Origin of the sequence: Burkholderia sp. E168m22, assembly GCF_001319805.1 — a bacterium.
Taxonomy (GTDB): Bacteria; Pseudomonadota; Gammaproteobacteria; order Burkholderiales; family Burkholderiaceae; genus Burkholderia; species Burkholderia orbicola.
Map to the genome: position 1 here is coordinate 1 of NZ_BBSK01000135.1, position 16,646 is coordinate 16,646.

Below are 16,646 nucleotides of genomic sequence, written 5' to 3' on the forward strand. Positions count from 1 at the left end.
AGATCAGTTGGCGGCCCAGATGGCCGCGGCAGCCTTCGGCGAACAGCGTGTACTTCACGTGCAGCTCCATGCCGAGCTGGAAGTTCTCGGTCGGCTCGCCGTCCTTGCCCACGCCCATGTTGCCGGTGGCGACGCCTTTGACCGAGCCGTCGTCGTTGTAGAGAATCTCGGCAGCGGGGAAGCCGGGGAAGATCTCGACGCCCAGCGCCTCGGCCTGTGCTCCAAGCCAGCGCGTGACGTTGCCCAGCGAGATCACGTAATTGCCGTGGTTCTTGAAGTTGTCCGGCAGCGCCCAGTTCGGCGTGGTCACCGCGCTCTTCTCGGACAGAAACAGGAAGCGGTCTTCCGTCACCTCGACGTCGAGCGGCGCGCCGCGTTCCTTCCAGTCGGGAAACAGCTCGGTGATCGCGCGCGGGTCCATCACCGCGCCCGACAGGATGTGCGCGCCGATCTCGGAACCCTTCTCGAGCACGCACACGCCGATCTCGGTGCCTTTCTCGGCGGCCAGCTGCTTGAGCCGGATCGCCGCCGACAGCCCGGCGGGGCCGCCGCCGACGATCACGACGTCGTATTCCATCGATTCGCGCGGGCCGTATTGCGCGAGCAAGTCCTGTGTGGTCAAAATCCTGTCTCCTGCTGCGTCCCGACCGTCAGTGGGTCAGAACTGGTCTTCCGTCAACGCGAGCACGCTCTCGTTGCCCTTCGCGCCGACGATCGACGCTTCGAGTGCGCCCGCCTGCACCAGCACGTGCTCCGCATAGCATTGCGCGATCGCGATCTTCGCGTCGAAGAACGCAACGTCGCTCGCACGGTTCGCGTGAGCGGCCAGCAGCGCGCGCGCCATTTGCCATCCGCACAGCACGACGCCCGCGAGCTTCAGGTACGGCACGCTGCCCGCGAACACCGCGTTCGGGTCCTGCTTCGCGTTCGCCAGCACGTAGTCCACCACCGACGACAGCGAGCGTGCGCCCTTCTCCAGATGCGCCTTCATCGAGGCGGCCGCCGCGCCGTCCAGCTTGCCGAGCGCCGCGACGGTCTCGCCGATCTCCGCGATCAGCGCCTTGGCAACCGCACCGCCGTCGCGCAGCGTCTTGCGGCCGACGAGGTCGTTCGCCTGGATCGCGGTCGTGCCTTCGTAGATCGCGAGAATCCGTGCATCGCGGTAGTACTGCGCGGCGCCGGTTTCCTCGATGAAGCCCATCCCGCCGTGCACCTGCACGCCCAGGCTCGCCACATCGTTCACCATCTCCGTGCTCCAGCCCTTCACGACCGGCACCAGATATTCGTAGATGGCCTGATGACGCGCGCGCGTCGCCTCGTCCGGATGGCGGTGGGCAATGTCGCTGTGCGCGGCGGCCACATAGGCCAGCGCCCGCGCGCCTTCGGTCAGCGCACGCATCGTGCCCAGCATCCGGCGCACGTCCGGGTGATGGATGATCGTCACCGACTGCTTGGCCGAGCCGTCCACCGGGCGGCTCTGCACGCGTTCCTTCGCGAATTCGGCCGCCTTCTGGTACGCGCGGTCGGCCACGCCGATCCCCTGCATCCCGACCCCGAAGCGCGCCGCGTTCATCATGATGAACATGTATTCGAGGCCGCGATTTTCCTCGCCCACGAGATAGCCGATCGCGCCGCCGTGGTCGCCGTATTGCAGCACCGCCGTCGGGCTCGCCTTGATCCCGAGCTTGTGCTCGATCGACACGCAGTGCACGTCGTTGCGCGCACCGAGCGAGCCGTCGTCGTTGACCATGAACTTCGGCACGATGAACAGCGAGATGCCCTTCACGCCTTCCGGCGCGTTCGGCGTGCGCGCCAGCACCAGGTGGACGATGTTGTCCGCCATGTCGTGCTCGCCCCACGTGATGAAGATCTTGGTGCCGAATACCTTGTAGGTGCCATCGCCCTGCGGCTCCGCGCGCGAACGCACCAGCGCGAGGTCGGAGCCCGCCTGCGGCTCGGTCAGGTTCATCGTGCCGGTCCATTCGCCGGAGATCAGCTTCGGCACGTAGCGCTGCTTCTGCTCGTCGGTGCCGGCCGTCAGCAGCGCCTCGATCGCGCCGTCGGTGAGCAGCGGACACAGCGCGAACGACAGGTTCGACGCGTTCAGCATCTCGATGCACGGCGTCGCGATCAGCTTCGGCAAGCCCTGGCCGTCATATTCGGCCGGATGCTGCAGCCCCTGCCAGCCGCCTTCGACGAACTGGCGGAACGCTTCGCCGAAACCCGGCGTCGCGGTCACGACGCCATCCTTCCAGCTGCTCGGGTTGCGGTCGCCTTCGACGTTCAGCGGCGCCAGCACCTCGCCGCAGAATTTCGCGGACTCGTCGAGCACGGCCTGCGCCGTGTCGTAACCCGCATCCTCGAAGCCCGGCAACTGCGCAACGGCGTCGATGCCCGCGAGTTCCTTCAGCACGAACAGCATGTCCTTGACGGGGGCGTTATAGCTCATGGTCGATGTTCCAATCAGGCGGTGAATAGGGCGCCGGGGGTACGGTACGGCAAAACCGGCCAGAACCGGCGACGTGATGGGCCATCCTAACGCCGGCGTGCCGGATTTTCATTGTCATATCCGGCCCACATGGTGACAAAATCGGCCACGTCGCGCGCGGGCGGCGGCCGTCGCATGCGGCGGAGAAGCCCGCCGGGCGGGCGTCAGCGCCCAATCCGTCCGCATCGGAAATCGCGATAAAGCGCGCCAAAAAAGATCACACGCGCGCCCGCCTGCCCGGCTCGAGCAGCAAAGGGGCGCCGGTTATGGGAGTGTCCGCCGAAAAATCAACCGTGAAAACCGCAAAAGGAGCCGCTTATGGGATTCGATCCGGAAAGCTGCGACTTACCGCCCCGCGCCCGCGTCACGCCCGACGCCGGTACGTCCCTGGCGTACTCCCCGTCCAGTGCCGGAACGCGCGATGAAACGCGCTCGGATCGTCGAAGCCGATATCGGCGCCGATCGCCGCGATCGTGTCCGGCGTATCGGTCAGCCGCTGGATCGCGATATCGCGCCGCAGCTCGTCCTTCAGCACCTGGAACGTCGTCCCTTCGGCGGCCAGGTGACGGCTCAGCGTGCGCACCGAACAATGCAGGTGCTCGGCCGCCTGGTCGATCACGGGCAGATCCGGCAGCGCGGCCGACAGGTACTGCCGCACGCGGTGGCACACGAGCTGTTCGCTGAACGATTCGAAGATCCAGTCGCCGGGCGCACGCGCGAGAAACTTGCTCAGGTTGCGCTTGCTCTGCCGGATCGGCGCGTCGAGGTAATCGGCGCTGAAGCGCATCAGCGTGCGGGCGCAGTCGAACTGCACGGCGCCGGTGAAGAAGTACAGGTGATCGACCGCATGGCGCGGCCGCGGGCACGCGAACTCGATCTGCAGCAGCGGGATCTTCTGGCCGATCAGCCAGGAGCACACGCCGTGCACGAGCTTGAGCATCAGCTCCTGGCCGAGCGCGCCGATCGGCCCAATGGCGTCGTTCGGGCGCAGCAGCACCTGCGCGACGAGATCGTCGCGCTTCGATTCGACGAAGAAGTCGTCGAGCAGGATATGGAAGAATTGCCCGAAACGGTGCAGCGCCGTTTCGAGGTTGCGCGCATCGAGCAGGCTCAGGCACAGGTACTTCAGCGTGCCGCCGCGCAGCGGGCGCGAGAAGATGCCGGGCATCTCGTCGTCGAGGTCGATCGCGAGCGTGCGGTACAGCGTCGAGAACTGCTCCTCCGTCACGCGCGCATGCGGCTCGCCGAGCAGCTCGATCGGAATGCCGGCGCCGCGCAGGTAGCGCTCGACCACGTCGCGCTGCACGCCCGCGCTCGCGAGAAAGCCGTTGACGAGCGAGATCGGCACCGTCGCGCTCGGCGAAGGCAGCGCACGCCCGGGCCGGGCGGATAGTGAATCTGAGCCGGTCATCGCGTCCCCGTCGATCGAACCGAGCGCATTGTACTTGAGCGGCCCGCGCGCCACCTTCGGGGTCGTCGGCGCACCGAGCCGCGCAGCCGCGGCCGCGCGGCGCGTCGTCCTCATCAGTCGGTGCGGCTGAGTTCCCGGCGCAGGATCTTGCCGACCGTCGACTTCGGCAGCCGGTCGACGAAGCGCACAAGCTTCGGCACCTTGTACGCGGCCAGGCTGGCGCGGCAATGCGCGACGAGTTGCGCTTCCGTCACGTCGGCGTCCGGCGCGAGCACCACGAACAGCTTGACGGCCTCGCCCGTGCGCGGGTCCGGCACTCCGATGCATGCGCATTCCGCGACGCCCGGCAGCGCGGTCGCGACCGCTTCCACCTCGTTCGGGTACACGTTGAAGCCGGACACGATGATCATGTCTTTCTTGCGGTCGACGATCCGCAGGAAGCCGGCCGCGTCGAACACGCCGACGTCGCCGGTGCGGAAATAGCCGTCCGCCGTGAACGCGGCCGCATTCGCGTCCGGCTTCTGCCAGTAGCCGCTCATCACCTGCGGCCCCTTCACGCAGATCTCGCCCGCTTCGCCGATCGCCACCTCGCGATCCTGCTCGTCGAGCAGCTTCACGTCGGTCGACGGCAGCGGCAGGCCCGTGGTGCCCGTGAACCGGTCGATCGACTGCGGGTTGAACGACACGACCGGCGACGTTTCCGACAGCCCGTAGCCTTCGCGGATGAAGTTGCCGGTCACCGCCTTCCAGCGCGACGAGATCACGTCGATCACCGCCGCGCCGCCGCCGGCCGACAGCTTCAGCCGCGACCAGTCGACCTCCTTCAGCCGCGGATGGCCGGCAAGCCCCGCGTACAGCGTGTTCACGCCGACGAACACCGTCGGCCGCGCGGCCTTCAGCACGTCGATGAACCCGTCCATGTCGCGCGGGTTCGCGACGAGCCAGTTCTGCGCGCCGATCGCGAAGTAGGACAGGAAGTTCACCGTCAGCGCGAAGATGTGATACAGCGGGATCGCGGTGACGACGACTTCCTCGCCCGGCCGGCGCGCATCCGGCACGATCGCCGCGAACTGCGCGATGTTCGCGACGAGGTTGCGATGCGACAGCGCCGCGCCCTTCGACAGGCCGGTCGTGCCGCCCGTGTATTGCAGCAGCAGCAAGTCCGCGCCGCTCAGCGCCACCGGTTCGCACGCGAGCGATTCGCCGGCGGCGATGGCTTGCGCGAGCGCGGTCGAACCGGGCGGCAGTGCGTCGCACGTGCCGGCCGGCGCATCGACGACGCCGAGATCCTCGCGCCCCACGCTCAGCACGGTGCGCACGCGCGTGCCGCCGACCACGTCCGCGAACGTGCCCATCGACCCGCCGCAGACGACCGCCACCTCGACCCCGGCGTCGTTGAGCTGATGCTCGAGCTCGCGCGCGGTGTAGTGCGGATTCACGTTGACCTGAATCGCGCCGATCTTCGCGACGGCGACGAACACGACCGGGAACGCGAGCACGTTGGGCAGCATCACGGCCACGCGATCGCCCTTGCGCACGCCGACCACCTGCTGCAGATACGCGGCCAGCGCGGTCGACAGGCGCTCGACGTCGGCATAGGTGAGCGTGCGGCCGAACGCATGGAACGCCGGACGATCGGCGAAGCGGCGCATCGCGTCGTCCAGCAGCGCGCTGACGGAAGGATGGCGATCGGCGTCGATCTCGGCGGGGATCGAGCCATACGACCCGGTCCAGTGTCTCTTCGTCATGTCTCACTCCTCTTTGGACGGCACGCCAGCCTGCGTACCGTTCGCACGGCGGCCTGCACGCCCGAAGGACGCGGGCCGCCGCCTGACCGGCGACTATCGCCCGCGCGACGCGCTTTGCAAATGATCCGGGCGGCCGAAAACATGATCGAAACGGACACGCGCGCACGCCGGCGTGTCCGGGCAACACCGCCGGACGCCGCCACGCGCATATTCCCGGGCGCGAATTGCAAAGCAGCAAGCGGCATGGCGCGGCGTGCCGCCGTTCCTCATAATCGACGACCGCCCCTCATTCGCCGAGACCATGCAGCCGCTCGCCCTGGCCCCCGCCGACACCTTCTCGTCCGTTCGCTTCCTGCTGACCGACATGGACGAGACCCTGACCCATCGCGGTCGTCTGGCCGCGCAGACCTATGCGGCGCTCGAACGGCTGCAGACGCGCGGCATCCGCGTGATTCCGGTCACCGCCGCGCCGGCCGGCTGGTGCGACCAGATGGCGCGGATGTGGCCGGTCGACGGCGTGATCGCGGAGAACGGCGGGCTCTTCATCCGGCGCGGCCCGGACGGACACGGCGCCGAACGCCGCTACTGGCACGCGGACGATGCGCTCGATGGCGCGCGCGACGCGCTCCGGCGCATCGCGCAGCATGTCGGGAAGGCCGTCCCCGCCGCCCGCCACGCGGACGACCAGGACTTCCGCCTGACGTCGCTCGCGTACGCCCGCAGCGGCGGCGACCAGGACCAGCGGATTCTCGACGCGCTGATCGAGGCCGGCGCGGACGCGACCATCAACAATCTGTGGGTGATCGGCTGGGTCGGCGGGTACGACAAGCTGTCGATGTCGCTGCGCGTACTGGCGGATACGTTCGGCGTCGATGCCGGTGCGGCGGCCGGTTGCGTCGCCTATTCGGGCGACTCCACGAACGACGCGCCGATGTTCGGCTATTTCGCGCATACGGCCGGCATGAGCACCGTGGTCGAGTATCTGCCGCAGTTGCCCGCGCTGCCGCGCTGGATCACGCAAGGCCCGGGCGGCAGCGGCTTCGTCGAATTCGCCGACGCGATCCTGCGCGCGCAGCCCGGCGATCGGGGCTGACCACTCGCGCAGGTCAACACGTGGACCGCCTCGCGAAACCGTTCGCGCGGCAGGCAGGCGTCTTCCAGGCCGGGGGATGCCGCGTGGCGCCGGCGTGTATCAGGGTGAACCCGGTGGCGGATGGGACCGTTCCCGCGCAGAATTGCGTGCCGTCAACGATATCGATTCGGACGCAGGACCCGCCATGCCGCGCAGTGCGCTCTTGAAACCGACCGACGCCCGTCCCGGCCGTCCCGCCCGGCTGCCGGACGCCGCTCCCGCCCACGCGTTGCGCGAGCAGCGCTTCACGCCGGCCAAGCTGGCCGTGCTGGTCGATGTGGCCGCGCAAGCCGGCCTCGACCCGGCGACGGTGCTCGCCGGCACCGGCCTCGCGCCGGCCGACGTCGCGGACCCGTTTGCGCTCACGTCGCCGCTGCAGTTCCTGACGGCCGCGCGCAATGCGGTCGGCCGGTACGACGGCACCGACCTCGGCGTGCGCGTCGGCCGCCGGCTGCACGCGTCGAGCTACGGCATGTACGGCTACGCGATGCTGTGCTCCGAATCGCTCGCGCATGCGTTCGATTCGGCCGTCAAGTATCACCGGCTCGCGAACGGCATGCTGCCGATCCGCTGGGTCGAACAGGGCGATACCGCATCGTGGCTGTTCCCGGACCGGCACGAAGTCGCGCTGCCCGATCTCGACGCGCCGCTGTACCGTTTCCTGATCGACATGCAGTTCGCGCTGCACGTGACGATCATCAAGGACGTGATGGGCGGATGGTGCGTGCCCGCGCGTGCGCAGTTCGCGCAGCCGCGGCCGCCGCACGGCGCGCTGCTAGCCGACGCGCTCGAATGCCCGATCGCGTTCGACCAGCCGCATCACGTGCTCAGCTATCCGGCGGCGTGGCTTACGCGCGCGCCGCAGCTCGCGAACCCGATCACCGCCGCGCAGGTGTCGTCGCACTGCGCGCAGTTGCTCGACGAATTGCGCAGCCAGTCGGGCATCACGCGGCGCGTCTACGAGGAACTCACCCGCACGCCGGGACAATTCCCGGACATCGACGCGATCGCCGAGATCCTGTGCATGACCTCGCGCACGCTGCGCCGCAAGCTCGAAGCCGAAGGCACGTCGTACAGCGAACTGCTGACGAGCGTGCGCAAGGCGCTCGCGATCGACTACCTCAGCACGACCACGCTCAGCACCGAGGACATCGCGCTGACCCTCGGCTTCAGCGATGCAGTGGGATTTCGCCACGCGTTCAAGCGCTGGACCGGCACGACGCCGAGCGACGTGCGGCGCAAGCGCGGCGGATGACGCCGCCGCTCGCGGTCAGCGCGCGTCGCCCGCCGCCGGCGACGCGACCGGCAGCGCAAACTCGAACACCGCGCCGCGCCCGGGCCGGTCGACGAGCCGGATGCCGCTGCCGTTGAGCGCGAGCATCCGATGCACGATCAACAGGCCGAGCCCGCCGCTCGTCACCGTGCCGCCGCCCATCGGCCGCTGCGGCCGCTGGAACAGCCCTTCGCGTCGCGCCGCCGGAATCCCCTCGCCGGTATCCGACACGGTCACGATCACGCGCTCGCCCCGCGGCTCCAGCGCGATCTCGACCTCGCCATGCGAAGGCGTGTGCCGCAGCGCGTTGTCGAGCAGGTTGGTCAGCACGCGCTCGATCATCCCGAGATCGGCCGACACCACCGGCACGCGCGGCGGAATCCGCGCATGCAGCGCGACGCCGCGCGATTGCGCGGCCAGCTCGAATTTCTGGAACACGTCCTGCACGAGATCGACGAGCGAGAACGGCTCGCGCTCGGCCTGCACGCCGCCCGATTCGAGCCGCGCGAGCTCGAACAGCGCCTGCGCGAGCCGCCCGACCTTCGCGCTCTGCGCGAGCGCGATCGACAGATAGCGCCGCCGTTCGGGCTCGGCCAGCGTGTCGGCCTTCAGCGACAGCGTCTCCAGATAACCGTGCAGCGACGTGAGCGGCGTACGCAGGTCATGGGAAATGTTCGTGATCAGTTCGCGCCGCTGCTGGTCCTGGCGCGTCAGCGCGCGCCACTGGTCGCCGATCCGGTCGGCCATCTGCGCGAACGCGGATTCGAGCACCGCGATATCGTCGCCGCGCTGGCCCGGCGGCAAGCGCAGCACCGGCGGCGGCTGCGTGTCGGGCGTACCCGGCGCGCCGGGCGCACCGTTCGCGTCGAAGGCGCGCATCGCGGCCGTCAGCCGGCGCAGCGGGCGCGTGATGAAGCTGAATGCGACGAGGCCCGCGAGCAGACCGAGCAGCGCGACGATCGCCATCGACCACAGCGTCGTGCGCAGCACGTTGCCGGCGTCGACGCGCGCGGCGAGCCGGTCATGCGCCTCGCCGAGCAGCACCACGTAGATGTAGCCCGACGGCGGCTGCCCCGCGCGCTGCAGCGGTGCGGCGCTGAACACCTTGCGCGCGTCCGGGCTGCGCGGATCGTCGCCGAGGATCGGCAGCGGCTGGCCCGCGATGAAGCGCTGCACGGGCGCGAGATCGACGCGGTCGCGCTTCACGTGGCCCGGCGGCGCATCGTCGCCCTTGATGCGCCCCGCGTTGTCGAGCAGGTACACCTCGACGCTCGGGTTCACGCCCATCAACTGACCGAACAGCGTGCGCACGGCGTCGGGGCGCAGCCCGTTCGCGTCCATCAGCGGCGCGCTGTTGGCGATGTTCGTGGCCAGGTCGCGCGACAGCGCCTGCACGACCTCCTTCTCGCGCATGTCGTTCGCACGGATCTGCAGCCATGCCGACGCGCCCGAGCACGCGATCAGCAGGATCGAGAACACGAGCGACAGTCGCCGGGTGAGCGTGAGCTTCATCACGCGTCCCGCTGGCCCGGCGCGGCGAGCTTGTAGCCGCGCCCCCACACGGTGAGGATGCGCACCGGCTCGGCCGGATCGGCCTCGATCTTCGCGCGCAGCCGGTTGATGTGGGTGTTGACCGTATGTTCGTAGCCTTCGTGCTGATAGCCCCACACAGCGTTCAGCAGGTCCATCCGCGAGAACACCTTGCCTGGGTGCCGCGCGAAGAAATACAGCAGGTCGAATTCGCGCGGCGTCAGGTCGAGGCGTGCGCCGTCGACGCTCGCCTCGCGTGCGATCGGATCGATCGCCAGCCCCGCGACGTCGAGCGTGCCCGCGTCGATCCGCGAATCGCGTGCGAGCGCATCGACGCGCCGCAGCAGCGCCTTCACGCGCGCGACAAGTTCGAGCACCGAGAACGGTTTCGCGAGGTAGTCGTCGGCGCCGAGTTCGAGGCCGAGGATTCGATGCACCTCGCTCGACCGCGCGCTCGTGATGATGATCGGCGTATAGCGCGTCATCGCCCGCGCCCGCCGGCAGATTTCGAGGCCGTCGACGCCCGGCAGCATCAGGTCGAGGATCAGCGCGTCCCAGTTGCCCTGTTCGAGCAGGCGCAACCCTTCGGCGCCGTCCGCGCTGTGCACGACCTCGTAGCGCTCGTCGCGCAGGTGCAGGCTCAGCACGTCGGCGATGTCGGCGTCGTCCTCGACGATCAGGATGCGTTTCGGTTGGTCCATGGCGGTGGGCGGCGGCACGTCGGAGCGGGGCTCGGTAACGGTGATCGGCGGGCGGGCGGCCCGGGTCGAATCGCGACGGAAAGCCGCGCTGCCGTCATTGTGCAAAATTTTGCGGCGGAGAGTGATCACATTTCGTTTAACTCTGGACCCCGACGCATTCCCACCCGGAATCAAACAGGCTTGATCGCCGTGCCTTGCGTGGTCATTTCGACGAAGTGATCCGCCGGCATCGGGCGCCCGAGCAGAAAACCCTGCAGCGAGTTGCAACCGAGGCGGGTCAGGAACTGCTGCTGGGCCGCCGTTTCAACGCCCTCCGCGACGATCTTCAGGTCGAGTGCCCGGCCGAGCGCGACGATCGCCGAAATGATCGCGGCATCTTCGGTATCGTGTTCGAGATCGCGGATGAATCCCCGGTCGATCTTGAGCTCGCTGGCCGGCAAGCGCTTCAGATACAGCAAGCTTGAATAACCCGTTCCGAAGTCGTCGATGGAAATGCGCACGCCCATGTCGTGAAGCTGCTGCAGGATTCTCAAGCTGGCGTCCGCATCGCGCATCGCGGTCGATTCCGTGATCTCCAGCGTCAGGCAGTGCGGCTCCAGCGCGTGCCGCTGCAATGTGGCCTCCACGACCCGGATCAGACTCGCGTGACCGAATTGCAGCGGTGACAGGTTGACGGCCATCGTCCAGTCGGTTCGACCGGCATCGCACCACACGCGCATCTGCCGGCAGGCCTCGTCCAGCACCCACTCGCCGATCGGCACGATCAAGCCGGTCTTTTCCGCAATCGAGATGAACTGATCGGGTGAAATGAGACCGCGTGTCGGGTGCATCCATCGCAACAGCGCCTCGACGCCGATGATCGGTCCGTGCGGGACGTCGAACTTCGGCTGGTAATGCAGGACCAGCTCACGCCGCTCCAGCGCCAGACGGAGCTCCTGCACGATTTTCAGGTGCTCGCGGACATTCGCGTTCATCGATGCCTCGAAGAAGCAGTACGCGTTCCGGCCGAGTGCCTTGGCGTGATACATCGCTGCATCGGCGTTGGTCATCAGGTCGCGAAAATCGCTGCCGTTGCCGGGATAGAGCGCAATGCCGATACTGGCCGACACGCGCAATTCGTGTTCGGACACGCGGAACGGTTTCCGGATCACCGCCAATATCTTGTCCGCCACGTCGGCCGCGTCCGCGGGCTCGTCCACTGCCACGGCCAGCACGAATTCGTCGCCCCCCAGGCGGGCAATCGTGTCCTGCGAACGCAGGTTCGCGCCGATGCGCCGCGCCACGTCGACCAGCAACAGATCGCCGACGTGATGACCATAGGCATCGTTGACCGCCTTGAATCCATCGAGGTCCATGAACATCAGCGCGAAGCTTCCGTGCTCGCGGTCGGCGGCCTGGATCGCCTGATCGATCCGGTCCTCGAGCAGCACGCGATTGGGCAGCTTGGTGAGGTTGTCGTGCAGCGCCAGATACGTCAATTCCTGGTTGGCTTCGGCCAGTGACGTGGCCAGTACCGCCGTGCGGGCCTCCAGACGCAGGTCGAGGATGGAGACGATCAACGCGATGGCGAGTATGGCCAACGTGGCGACGATGATGACCAGTGCAAGCCAGCCGGCGTCCATGCGCGAGCCGGCTGCCCCGCAGAGGCTGCCGAGCGGGAATCGGGCGGCGGCCATCCCGGTATAGTGCATGCCGGCGATGGCGGCGCCCATCAGGACGGCCGATCCCAGATTGAGCAGCCGCACGCGCGACGAGTTGGCACGCCGAATGAATACGATCCACAGTACGGCGCCCGATGCGACCACGGCAATCGCGACCGACAGGCAAACGAGCAACGGGTCGTACTGGATGCCGGGCGACATGCGCATCGACGCCATGCCCGTGTAATGCATGCCCGCCACGCCGGCCCCCATCAACATGGCCCCGCCGCACAGCCGGCGCCACTTCAGCGTGTCCCGGCAGACGAGCCACAGCGCGCACGTGGAGCAGACGATCGCGATCAGCAACGACAGCAAGGTAATGGCCGGATCGTATCCCAGTGGAATCGGCAACGCGAAAGCGAGCATGCCGACGAAATGCATCGACCAGATGCCCGTGCCCATCACGCAAGCCCCGCCGACCAGCCACCACCGTGCGGCGTGCCCCTGAGCGCTCTTGATGCGCCCGGCCATGTCCAGCACGGTGTAGGACGCCAATATGGCAATCAGCAGCGAAAGAAGAACGAGCAACGCGTTATAACTGGTCGGCAGCATTGTTGTTTACAGATCGCTTTCGATTCGGCGACGACGAGACCACGCATTGCATGGGATCTTCGTGAATTCGTGTGAAGGTTAAGCACAAAAGGAAAGCGGTGCCGAAGGAACGGAATGGTTGTGCGACCAACCAGACGGTTCCAGCGACCACCGCTTGCATGGCGGATCATAAACGCGACCTTCCGTTCAGGGAAGGATTTACCGCTGCGGGGTGTGGAAGGGTGCGGGAGGGAATCAGAACGTGTGGCGAATGCCCACCGCAAACGAGTTGCCGATGGGGTGTGCGCTCAGCTTGTCGTAAGCGTAAATCGCGTAGAGGTCCGTCCGTTTCGACAGCAGGTGGTTGTAGCCGACAGACGCGGTGTTCCGCAGGCCGCTCGCCGCTCGGGTAGCGCCGGACCGCTTCGTGCGCGCCCACTCTGCAAGCAGGAAGTCGGCGGGTGACAACGGGATCGACAAACCCGCCTCATAGGTGTGGCTGCCGGTCGGCGTACTTGCATCGCTCGTCATCGCCCACGCGCCATAGAGCGTGACGAGCTTGAAGTCGTATGCCGCGCCAGCCAGATAGGCATACTGCGCGCCGACCGGCCCTGCCGCGGTATACCGCACGCGCTGGCCGGACAGCACGGCCGTGAGACCGTGCCCTCGATAGTTCAAGTGAACGCCGAGATTACCGACGCCGGGTGAACCCGCCACGCCGCCAAGACCGTAGATGACGGTGGCGGCGAACCCCTTGAAGTCGGGCGTCGTGTACTTGACGGTGTTGTTCCACACCGTATCGCCGATGATCGTCCCGCCATAGTTGGTCACGAACGTCTGCAGGACGAGCGGAGAGAAGACGGTCGAGGATCCGAACGGATTGACGAGGGATTCAGCCGTATAGGCCGGGTTTCTTTGTCGCCCGAAGGTCACCTGCCCGAAGTCGCCTTGAAAGCCCACGTACGCATTGCGTGACCAGAACGGGTCCGCCGCACTGCGCCCCAGCGCGCCGTTTGCGGGTTGAAAGAAGCTCTCGAGGACAAAAATGGCGCCGACGCCGCCGCCAAGGTCTTCCTTGCCGCGGATTCCCCAGAACGACGTGGTCAGCCCGCCGCTCCCCATCTGTACCGCAGCCTGCGGCGTGTCGCTGCGTTTGATACTGCCGACGTAGGTGCCGAGGAGGCCATAAAGCTGGACCTGGGAGCCGCTATCCGCGTATGCCCCGACGGAATGCAATACCAGACCGGCGCTGAATATCGCCGTCACGCCGACCGTACCGACAACGCGCCGGGCGGCAACGCGCACCACGACCTGTCGTGTCTTTTTCATTTCGATTGTCTCCATTCATATTTTTGTGAGCGGCCTTTTCCGTGTCCATCCATCTGTAGTACTGATTGAATAGCGGGAACGGCGGCCCTTGTTTCGAGCACGTCGCCGAAGTCGCTGGCGTGACGAGCGAGGAAACGCCTTCCCGCGAGGCTTCTCAGGGGAAGGCGCCGTCAGGCATGCGAGTGACTACGGTGAAATTTCCTCGAGCGAACGATTGGTCGTCTCCACCATTCGCGCGGCGACGAAGAAGCCCACCGCACTGACCGCGGCAAACATGACGAATACCGCGGCGATGCCTTTCCCGGTCAATACGACGCCGACGATCGCCGGCGCGGCAGCAGACGCCGCGCGCAGCCACGAAGTCGCAAGACCGGTACCGATGGCGCGCATCCGGGTGGGGTAGATCTCCGGGGTGTACAGGTACAGAAGGACCGTGGTCGTTGCCATCACCGCGTACGCCGACGATCCGAGCAACATCACGGACCAGGCGCTGCCTGCGCCATGAATGCCGAGTACGGCGAGCAGGGCTGCACTGATGATGAAGCAGGCCATTGCCCACCGGCGGCGCCCGACCCGATCGATCAGCAGCGCACAGGCAAGCACCCCGCACGTACTCAGGACGTTCGAGATGGATGCCATCTGAAGCGACGTCTGCAGCGGCAGATGGTAGACCGTCCTGTAGAGGCTCGGCAGCCAGTTGTTGATGCCGTTGGCCACGAAATACGCGCTCGCCCAAAGCAGCCACACGACGACGGTGCGGCCTCGATAGAACGGCGAGAAGAGTTCCTTCCAGGTTCCCTTCCGCTTCGACTGTCGTCCGACCAGAAGGCTCGCCACGCGCGCGTCCACCTCGGCCCTTTGGACTTGTATGTCGAGGTTGCGCTTCGTCGTGCTGGCTTCCAGCCGCTCGATGATGCGTTCGGCCTTATCGAAACGCCCGCGTGCAACGAGCCAGCGCGGCGATTCCGGAAGGCGTGCGATCAGGATCGCGACGACCATGCCGGGAATCCCGCCGATCAGGAACATAGTTTCCCAGCCGAAGCGCGGGACGACGAACGCACCGAGCTGCGCGGCCGCGAGCAGGCCCAACGGGAAAATGAGTTCGTACAGGATGAAAAAACGCCCGCGGCCGTGCGCCTGAGACAGCTCGTTGATGTACGTAGCGGCCACGGGCACTTCTCCGCCCACGCCGATGCCTTGCAGGAAGCGCATCAGAAACAGCATGTGAAAGCTGCCGGTGAACGCGCATACGACGCTCATCGCCGACATGACGCCCACCGCGACAGTAGCGCTCGGCACTCGCCCCAGGCGCTCGGCCAGCCAGCCGAAGACCAACGCGCCGACGACCTGGCCCAGATAGCCCGCAGCGATCAGCACGCCGATCTGACCGGCAGAAAGATGCCACAGCCCCACCAGGACGGGCAGCACGAAAGCCAGCGAAAGTGCATCGAATGCATCGAAGAGGGTCGCGCTGCCCATGACGATCCGTGCCTGGGTGTGCCACTTGCAGAACGGCACGTTTTCGATGCGGAACAGCAGGTTCGCCGCCCGCAGTTGCTCGCTCATGGGACGCGTTTCGCTCGCGGATCGACCAAGGTCGACGCCGCAGGCGGTCGAAGGGGTGTTCATGCTGTCTCCTGAAAAGCTGCATTTTATGAACCTTCGGCTTGCTTCTTGTTTTGCAGCACCGGTCGCGTTTCTTTATGGTTTGCCGCGACATCGGCGCGTTTTTTATCGTTTGCCGAGCCTGTCGGCAGCGGCGCGCGCAACGAGGTTTCGCGCCGCCCCGACTGCTCGATGCCGACGGCACAGCGGGCGGCGCTGCGCCGTCGGCATCCGGCTATGGACGTACCGCGCGGGAGTCAGTCGACGAGGCCGGCCGAACGAAGCGCGTCCGCGATTTCAACGTCCGCGCCTTGCGCGAGCGGCAGCAACGGCGAGCGCACGGTGGCGTGCTCGAGGATGCCGCGGGCCACCAGGCCATGCTTGAGCGCGACGGTGCCTTCCATGTGCGACCCGCGGTGATACACGTTGCGCGTCACCGGCAGCAGGCGATCGTGAATCGCGCGGGCGGCCGGGTAGTCTTTCGCCTTGCCTGCCTTGATCAGTTCGATGAGCGGCTCGGGAGCCAGGCCGCCGTATCCGACGAGCGCGCCGTCGACGTCGAACATCGTGTGAAGCAGATACTCGTCGTGGCAGGTCAGGATTTGCAGTTCCGGACGCTCGCGTCGGATGATCGGAATCTCGACGTCCCAGCGACGCATGTTGCGTACGCCGTTTTTCATCGCGAAGACGCCCGGTTGCGCGGCGATTTCCAGCTGTGTTTCGAGGTTGTAGGTCGCCTTGGTGGCGTCCGGGTACTGGAACAGGATGAGCGGCAGGCCGCTGCCCTCGTGGATCGCGCGGTAGCGATCCTGCGGCGCGCCTTTCTGATAGCCGAAGCGCAGCCAGCCGTGCGACGGATACACCAGACCGGCCGACGCGCCGGCCTCCACCGCGCGCTTCGCCTCTTCCACCGCCACTTCCGTGCCTTCGAGCGTGATACCGGCGATGACCGGAATCTTGCCGTCGACGGACTTCACGAAGCTTTCGATGACTTGAGCCTGTTCTTTCTGCGAGAGGAACGTGCCTTCGCCTGCGTGCCCGAGTACCGTCAGACCTTTGACGCCTTCGATGCCGCCGAGCCATGCGCCCAGCCGTTGAATGGCGGCATGGTCCACCGCGCCCTCGCGGGTGAAAGGGGTAACGGGTGCCGGGACCAAACCGCGCAGATCGATTGCCTTCATGACGTCTCCAAATGTGA

The 16,646-nt window shown here is 66.8% G+C and carries 12 protein-coding genes; 2 read left to right on the plus strand and 10 right to left on the minus strand.

Going from position 1 to position 16,646, the window contains the following annotated elements; genetic code table 11:
- The 4 genes from AP428_RS29950 to AP428_RS29965 form a co-directional block, all read right to left on the minus strand.
- On the minus strand, positions 1–577 hold a 577-nt coding region (locus AP428_RS29950), incomplete at its 3' end, for an NAD(P)/FAD-dependent oxidoreductase (protein ID WP_374755422.1).
- 81 nt (positions 578–658) lie between these two features.
- Positions 659–2,449: an acyl-CoA dehydrogenase gene (locus tag AP428_RS29955; protein ID WP_011545748.1), complete on the minus strand. Its 1,791-nt coding sequence runs from the start codon at positions 2,447–2,449 to the stop codon at positions 659–661.
- A 403-nt stretch (positions 2,450–2,852) separates the two neighbouring features.
- Positions 2,853–4,013 carry an AraC family transcriptional regulator gene (locus tag AP428_RS29960; protein WP_011545749.1) on the minus strand — a complete coding sequence of 387 codons (1,161 nt, stop codon included), beginning with the start codon at positions 4,011–4,013 and terminating at the stop codon, positions 2,853–2,855.
- A complete protein-coding gene (locus tag AP428_RS29965) occupies positions 4,013–5,647 on the minus strand; it encodes an AMP-binding protein (RefSeq protein ID WP_011545750.1) in 1,635 nt (544 codons plus the stop codon). The genes AP428_RS29960 and AP428_RS29965 overlap by 1 nt, the downstream gene beginning before the upstream one ends.
- Before the next feature lie 301 nt (positions 5,648–5,948).
- Between AP428_RS29965 and AP428_RS29970 the strand changes: the two genes are divergently transcribed.
- Together AP428_RS29970 and AP428_RS29975 are read left to right on the plus strand one after the other, a co-directional pair.
- Positions 5,949–6,740 (plus strand): HAD family hydrolase, encoded by a 792-nt coding sequence (locus AP428_RS29970; protein WP_011545751.1) that lies wholly within the window; start codon positions 5,949–5,951, stop codon positions 6,738–6,740.
- Positions 6,741–6,924: 184 nt separating this feature from the next.
- On the plus strand, positions 6,925–8,034 hold the full coding sequence (locus AP428_RS29975) for an AraC family transcriptional regulator (RefSeq protein ID WP_011545752.1): 1,110 nt from the start codon (positions 6,925–6,927) through the stop codon (positions 8,032–8,034).
- Between the two features lie 15 nt (positions 8,035–8,049).
- On the opposite strand, the gene AP428_RS29980 is transcribed toward AP428_RS29975, so the two are convergent.
- The 6 genes from AP428_RS29980 to AP428_RS30005 form a co-directional block, all read right to left on the minus strand.
- Positions 8,050–9,564, minus strand: a complete 1,515-nt coding sequence (locus AP428_RS29980; RefSeq protein WP_011545753.1) for a HAMP domain-containing sensor histidine kinase — start codon at positions 9,562–9,564, stop codon at positions 8,050–8,052.
- Entirely contained in the window at positions 9,564–10,283 is a 720-nt protein-coding gene (locus AP428_RS29985; RefSeq protein ID WP_011545754.1) for a response regulator transcription factor, read from the minus strand. The genes AP428_RS29980 and AP428_RS29985 overlap by 1 nt, the downstream gene beginning before the upstream one ends.
- A gap of 170 nt (positions 10,284–10,453) precedes the next feature.
- Complete coding sequence (locus tag AP428_RS29990; RefSeq protein WP_011694981.1) at positions 10,454–12,535, minus strand: bifunctional diguanylate cyclase/phosphodiesterase; 2,082 nt, start codon at positions 12,533–12,535, stop codon at positions 10,454–10,456.
- Between the two features lie 234 nt (positions 12,536–12,769).
- Positions 12,770–13,843 (minus strand): porin, encoded by a 1,074-nt coding sequence (locus AP428_RS29995; RefSeq protein WP_011545757.1) that lies wholly within the window; start codon positions 13,841–13,843, stop codon positions 12,770–12,772.
- Positions 13,844–14,029: 186 nt separating this feature from the next.
- Positions 14,030–15,472, minus strand: coding sequence for an MFS transporter (locus AP428_RS30000; RefSeq protein WP_011545758.1), 1,443 nt, complete (start codon positions 15,470–15,472; stop codon positions 14,030–14,032).
- 233 nt (positions 15,473–15,705) lie between these two features.
- Positions 15,706–16,629, minus strand: coding sequence for a dihydrodipicolinate synthase family protein (locus AP428_RS30005; protein ID WP_011545759.1), 924 nt, complete (start codon positions 16,627–16,629; stop codon positions 15,706–15,708).
- Positions 16,630–16,646: the final 17 nt, after the last annotated feature.

Excerpts from the sequence above, each read along its gene's own strand:
- AP428_RS29975 (WP_011545752.1), top strand. The coding sequence starts at position 6,925 with ATGCCGCGCAGTGCGCTCTTGAAACCGACCGACGCCCGTCCCGGCCGT.
- AP428_RS29970 (WP_011545751.1), top strand. The coding sequence starts at position 5,949 with ATGCAGCCGCTCGCCCTGGCCCCCGCCGACACCTTCTCGTCCGTTCGC.
- AP428_RS29985 (WP_011545754.1), bottom strand. The coding sequence starts at position 10,283 with ATGGACCAACCGAAACGCATCCTGATCGTCGAGGACGACGCCGACATC.
- AP428_RS30000 (WP_011545758.1), bottom strand. The coding sequence starts at position 15,472 with ATGAACACCCCTTCGACCGCCTGCGGCGTCGACCTTGGTCGATCCGCG.
- AP428_RS30005 (WP_011545759.1), bottom strand. The coding sequence starts at position 16,629 with ATGAAGGCAATCGATCTGCGCGGTTTGGTCCCGGCACCCGTTACCCCT.
- AP428_RS29995 (WP_011545757.1), bottom strand. The coding sequence starts at position 13,843 with ATGAAAAAGACACGACAGGTCGTGGTGCGCGTTGCCGCCCGGCGCGTT.
- AP428_RS29980 (WP_011545753.1), bottom strand. The coding sequence starts at position 9,564 with ATGAAGCTCACGCTCACCCGGCGACTGTCGCTCGTGTTCTCGATCCTG.
- AP428_RS29990 (WP_011694981.1), bottom strand. The coding sequence starts at position 12,535 with ATGCTGCCGACCAGTTATAACGCGTTGCTCGTTCTTCTTTCGCTGCTG.
- AP428_RS29960 (WP_011545749.1), bottom strand. The coding sequence starts at position 4,013 with ATGAGGACGACGCGCCGCGCGGCCGCGGCTGCGCGGCTCGGTGCGCCG.
- AP428_RS29955 (WP_011545748.1), bottom strand. The coding sequence starts at position 2,449 with ATGAGCTATAACGCCCCCGTCAAGGACATGCTGTTCGTGCTGAAGGAA.
- AP428_RS29965 (WP_011545750.1), bottom strand. The coding sequence starts at position 5,647 with ATGACGAAGAGACACTGGACCGGGTCGTATGGCTCGATCCCCGCCGAG.